Origin of the sequence: Parvibaculum sp. (assembly GCF_040882025.1) — a bacterium.
Taxonomy (GTDB): domain Bacteria; phylum Pseudomonadota; class Alphaproteobacteria; order Parvibaculales; family Parvibaculaceae; genus Parvibaculum.
Genome location: NZ_JBBECC010000108.1, coordinates 1 through 4,303, shown reverse-complemented (window position 1 = coordinate 4,303; position 4,303 = coordinate 1). Strand labels below are relative to the sequence as shown.

Sequence of the window (4,303 nt, the reverse complement as noted above, 5' to 3'; positions counted from 1 at the left end):
GGCTGGATGTTGCGCATCCATTCGAAATAGGTCTTCTCCCAGTTCCGCGGCACGAAGACGGTTTCGCCGCGCTCGACCGCAGCGATGGCGGGCTTCGCGAGCGTTGCCGCGTCGACATACCACTGGTCGGTGAGATAGGGTTCGATGACGACCATCTTGGACTTTTCGTCATGCGGGACCATGACGATCTTGTCTTCAATGAGGTCGAGCAGCCCGAGCGCCTCGATGTCCATCACGATCTGCTTGCGCGCCACAAAACGGTCGAGACCGCGATAGGCGGGCGGCACTTCGTCGTTGAGGCGGCCATCCGGCGTCAGAATGTTGATCTGTTCGAGCCCCTGCCGCTTGCCGACCTCGAAATCGTTGAAGTCATGCGCCGGCGTGATCTTGACGGCGCCCGAACCCTGCGCGGGGTCGGCGTGCTCGTCGGCGACGACGGGCACGCGGCGGCCGACCAGCGGCAGCTCGACGAACTTGCCGATCAACGGCCTGTAGCGCTCGTCTTCGGGGTTCACGGCAACGCCGGTGTCGCCGAGCATGGTTTCGGGCCGCGTAGTGGCGACGACGATGTAGTCGCGCGTCTCGTGGCCGGCCGGATTGCCCTCCTCGTCCGTCAGCGGCCACTGATAGGTGACGCCGTCGGCCAGCGGATAGCGGAAATGCCAGAAGTGCCCCTTGACCTCGATATTCTCGACTTCGAGGTCGGAAACGGCAGTCTGCAGCTTCGGATCCCAGTTGACGAGCCGCTTGTCGCGATAGATCAGGCCCTGCCGGTAAAGCTCGACAAAGACTTTCAAAACGGCTTTCGAGAGCCCCTCGTCCAGCGTGAAGCGCTCGCGGCTCCAGTCGCACGACGCGCCCAGCCGGCGGAGCTGGCCGACAATGGTGCCGCCCGACTCGCCCTTCCATTTCCAGATGCGCTCGATGAAGGCCTCGCGGCCCATGTCGCGGCGGCCGATATTGCCCTCGGCCTCGAGCTGGCGCTCGACGATCATCTGGGTGGCGATGCCCGCATGGTCGAGGCCGGGCTGCCAGAGCACGTCCTTGCCCCGCATCCGCTCGAAGCGGATCAGCGCATCCTGCAGCGTGTTGTTGAGCGCATGGCCCATATGCAGGCTGCCGGTGACATTGGGCGGCGGAATGACGATGCAATAGGGCTTCGCGCCCTCGGGCCCACCCGCCTTGAAGGCACCGCTCTCTTCCCAGAGCCGGTAAAGCCGTTCCTCGGCCTCTTGCGGGCTGAATGTCTTGTCGAGCATGGGGATCGGTATCCGTGAAACGCCGGCGCAAATCAAGCCGCGCCGGGGCCCGTGTTACAGCACAGGCACCCCGGACCGATCAAGCATCGGCCAAGTATCGGGATGAAATTCGACCGGAAAAGGCCGGATGGGACGCGTTCAGCCGCGGCGGCGGGCGATTCGCTCGATTTCCTCGGCAACCAGACGCTCGACCAGCGGCGGCAGGTTGCTGTCAAGCCACTCCTTCAGCATCGGCCGCAGCATATCGGACACGATCTCTTCCAGCGTCCGTCCTTCGCCGCCACTCGCCAGCGAACTGGCCAGCGCGCCGAAAGCGGCCGAGGCGGCCCTTTCGGCATCGCCCGACACGATCGGGGCTTGGCTCTGGGCACTCATGGCAGGCTCCTCAAAGTCGGTGTCCGCGGGCGCCTGAACGGCAGGCTTCGGCGCGGGCGCGGGTTCAGGTTCCGGCACGGCGGCCCTGACGGGCGCCGGTTCGGGTTCGGGCTCGGGCTGAGGCTCGGGGACCGGAGCCGGTTCGGGCTCGTCGGCGAATTCGATATCGTCGACGACTTCTTCGGCGGGCTCGGGCACATAGGGCGGCTCGGGCTCCGGCGCCGGTTCGGCCATCAACGGTTCTTCGGGCGCCGCTTCAGCCAAGGGTTCGGTCAGTTCGAGAATATCGGCCTCGTCCTCGGCGGACAGCTCGGGCAGGGATTCCTCGGCCGCAGGCTCCGCGGCGCCGGCCTGCTCTTCGCTGCCGCTGTCCTCGGAAATAATCCGGCGAATGGAGGCCAGAATCTCCTCCATTGTCGGCTCCTGCGCCTGGCCCTGATTGCTCATATCTCGATCCTGCCCATCCGGATTCCGCCTCTTCCGGCCCTTAATTATTATCAAGAGAACCTTAGGAGAAGTTGAACGAATTTGCCAACTTCCCCTAAAGACTTCGCTAAACAGATGAAACTACTCGTCGCCGGCCGTGCCGAAGCCGATCCACTTGTTGCGGACCTCGCCATAATTCGCTTCCGGGTCGTAATAGTCGACGGGAAGCGCGAGCTGGCGCGCCGTCAGCTGGCCGGTCGCCGCCAGCAAATTGTATTCGGCAACCGCCAGATCCCGCTCGGCGCCGACCAGCGCAACACGGGCATTCAGAAGTTCCTGCTCGGCATCGAGCACGTCGAGCGTCGTGCGGGCGCCCACTTCCGATTCCTGCCTGACACCCTCAAGCGCGATCTCGCTGGCATTGACCTGTTCGCCGGTCGAGATGATGCGGGCCTGGGAGGTCCGCAACTGCTCCCACGCCACGCGGACCGCCTCGTCGACCTCTCGCATCGCAGCGGCCACTTCGAGACGGCTGCGATTGTTGATCTCCTTGGCCTCGCGCACGCGGGAATACTCGGCGCCGCTCTGATAAAGCGGGATCGTCAATACACCGAGAATGGAGCTTTCCTCGGCATCGCGAATGGTGCTGGACGGATCGCGGGCATATTGATGGCTCGCCTGCACATCGAAACTCGGCAGCAGCGCGCCCTTGGCCACCGAGATGGCCTCGCGGGACGCTGATTCGGTGTGACGTGCGGCCAGCAGTGTCGGGTTATTCTGCGCCGCAAGTTCGCGCGCCTGGTCTTCGTCGGTCGGCAGGCCTTCCAGCGGCGCCGGCTTTTCAAGCGTGCCCGGCGACTGCCCGACCACACGCGCATAGAAGGAACGGCTCGCGGTCAATTGCGCCTCGGCGCTGGTGAGATTGGAGCGGGCGAGGCTCAGCCGGGCTTCCGACTGTGCAACGTCGGTGCGCGTCAGCTCGCCGACGCGGAAACGGTCCTGCGTCGCTTCGAGCTGGCGGCGGAGCACCGCAACGTTATTCTCGTTGAGCCGAACGGTGCTCTCGTCGCGGATCACATTCATATAGGCCTGCACCGCGCCGAGCAGCGTTTGCTGTTCGACGCTGGCAAGGCCCTCGCGGCCGGCCTGCACCGAATACTCGGCCTGATCGGTTGCGTTGACCGTGCGGCCACCGGCAAAAATATTCTGGTTGAGCGTAATTGTTCCTGTCATCGGGCGGCGATTGTCGCCCAGTGTCGTGCCCCCGACAGGCGTCGTATCGCTATCGACCGCGCCATAAGTGCCCTGCGCCTGCAATGTCGGCCGCCATCCGGACAACGCCTGCGGCACTTGCTCGTCTGTCGCCCGTAATTGGGCGCGCTGTGCATGCAATACCGGGTTGGTTTGATAGGCCGCGGTCAGCGCGTCGATCAAGGTATCGGCGGCGGCCGGCGTCGCAATCGCCAGCATGCCGGTCAGAACCGTCGTGCCAAGCGCGATTGCCATCATTCGTTTCAGGGACGCTTCCAAGGATCTCTTCATTGTCTCACTTCTCCGCAAAGAGGCGGTTTCGTCCCTCAACGCATCCGCGAATGAACCAGTCTTCAGCAGGCTAGATGTAGTGAGCCGCAATTACTATTCCCAGTAAGGCACGGTCATGCGGCAATTAGGTGCAATCTGCCATCAATTTCAGAAAACAAAGCTCTTCACCCGTTCAAAACCCGGCAAAGGCTGGATATTCGCGTCAAACGCATCTCGCCCGCTCAGCGTATCGCCGGCCCGGACGAAGATTCGCGCCCGCCCCGAAACACCGTCGCCAAGCACCGCCACGATTCGTCCGCCATCCTTCAACTGGGCTTTGAACCCATCCGGGACAACGCCAATCGCGCCATTGAAGAAGATTGCATCGTATGGCGCCTGCCTGGCATAGCCCTCGTTCAGCGGACCCGTTACGACGACCGTATTGTCGGCACCAAGATCAGCCAGTGTCGCGGCCGCCCGCTCCGCCAATTCGCTGTCGCTTTCAAGCGCGACGACCGTGCCTGCCAGGCGCGACAGTACCGCCGTCGAATAGCCCGTGCCGCAACCAATATCCAGCACGAGATCGTCCGGCCCGACGGCCGCAAGCTGCGCAAGCTTTGCGAAAACCCGAGGCTCCATCAGGTACCGCGGTCCCCCGTCGCCGACTGATATAGCGATATCCTCATCCACATAGGCGAGGCTTTGACGCGACAATGGCACGA

Annotated in this window: 4 protein-coding genes; all 4 read right to left on the bottom strand. The window is 63.6% G+C overall.

All coding sequences use genetic code 11. The annotated features are described in order from the left end of the window. Nucleotides 1-1,259 (bottom strand): class I tRNA ligase family protein (locus tag WEB61_RS07905; protein ID WP_368063791.1); only part of this gene is annotated, 1,259 nt, incomplete at its 3' end. A 138-nt stretch (nucleotides 1,260-1,397) separates the two neighbouring features. Further along, a complete protein-coding gene (locus WEB61_RS07900; RefSeq protein ID WP_368063790.1) occupies nucleotides 1,398-2,081 on the bottom strand; it encodes a DUF2497 domain-containing protein in 684 nt (227 codons plus the stop codon). A 120-nt stretch (nucleotides 2,082-2,201) separates the two neighbouring features. After that, nucleotides 2,202-3,602: a TolC family outer membrane protein gene (locus WEB61_RS07895; RefSeq protein WP_368063789.1), complete on the bottom strand. Its 1,401-nt coding sequence runs from the start codon at nucleotides 3,600-3,602 to the stop codon at nucleotides 2,202-2,204. A gap of 147 nt (nucleotides 3,603-3,749) precedes the next feature. Next, nucleotides 3,750-4,303, bottom strand: a 554-nt coding sequence (locus tag WEB61_RS07890; protein ID WP_368063788.1) for a protein-L-isoaspartate O-methyltransferase, incomplete at its 5' end; no start/stop codon positions are given.